Consider the following 1,062-nt stretch of genomic DNA (forward strand, 5'->3'; position numbering starts at 1 on the left):
CATCGCCGCCGCGCTCGAACGGGCGCGCAAGAAGAAGGAAGAACTGTCCGGGCAAGGCGCCGGGCCGAAGAATACCGAAGGCGTGAGCGCAGCCGTCCAGGCGCAGATCGACGCGGCCGAGGCGCGCCGCCAACGGCTCGCCGAACAGCAGGCCCAACGCGACGCCGAAGCGGCGGCCGCGAGCGGCGACGACGAGAACGATGCAGGCAACGACGGCCCCGGCGGCCCGTCCGCACCCGACCAGAACGCTCCATGAACGCCACCAAACGACGCGCGATCTACGAAACGCTGCAGAGCCTCAATCCGCATCCGACCACCGAGCTCGAATACTCGACGCCGTTCGAGTTGCTGATCGCGGTGATGCTGTCCGCGCAGGCGACCGACGTATCGGTCAACAAGGCGATGCGGAAGATGTTTCCGGTCGCGAACACCCCGCGACAAATCGTCGCACTCGGTGAAGAAGGCGTCACCGAGTACATCAAGACGATCGGCCTCTACCGGACCAAGGCGAAGAACGTGGTCGCGACGTGCCAAATCCTGCTCGACCGCTACGACGGCGAGGTGCCGGCCGATCGCGAAGCGCTCGAAGGGCTGCCGGGCGTCGGCCGCAAGACCGCGAACGTCGTGCTGAACACCGCGTTCGGCCAGCCGACGATCGCGGTCGACACGCATATCTTCCGCGTCGCGAACCGCACGGGGCTCGCGCCGGGCAAGGACGTGCGGGCCGTCGAGGCCGCGCTCGAGAAGTTCACGCCGAAGGAATTCCTGCAGGACGCGCACCACTGGCTGATCCTGCACGGGCGCTACGTGTGCAAGGCCCGCAAGCCCGAATGCTGGCACTGTGTGATCGAGCCTCTGTGCGAATTCAGGCCGAAGACGCCGCCGCCGAACGAGTGACGCGCAGCCGCGTCTGACGTGCCGCAGCCCGCCCGGCGCCATGTGGCCGGACGCTCGATGCACGCCCCGTCGGTGGTGGTTCCGCCTGCAAGCCGCAGCCGCGACCGCGCGTAGTCACCCGCGCCGCCGCCTCGCCTTCCCCCTTCCCGACTACGCGTTGGATGT

At 68.3% G+C, this 1,062-nt stretch carries 1 protein-coding gene and 1 pseudogene; both read left to right on the forward strand.

From position 1 onward, the window contains the following. Positions 1 to 256, forward strand: a pseudogene (locus tag JYJ84_RS37340) (electron transport complex subunit RsxB); the annotation flags it as partial. Next, a complete protein-coding gene (nth, locus tag JYJ84_RS37345; RefSeq protein ID WP_175222856.1) occupies positions 253 to 897 on the forward strand; it encodes an endonuclease III in 645 nt (214 codons plus the stop codon). The pseudogene JYJ84_RS37340 and the gene nth, both read left to right, overlap by 4 nt. Positions 898 to 1,062 lie beyond the last annotated feature (165 nt).

Origin of the sequence: Burkholderia sp. LMG 13014, assembly GCF_905232215.1 — a bacterium.
In the GTDB taxonomy this organism is placed as follows: Bacteria; Pseudomonadota; Gammaproteobacteria; order Burkholderiales; family Burkholderiaceae; genus Burkholderia.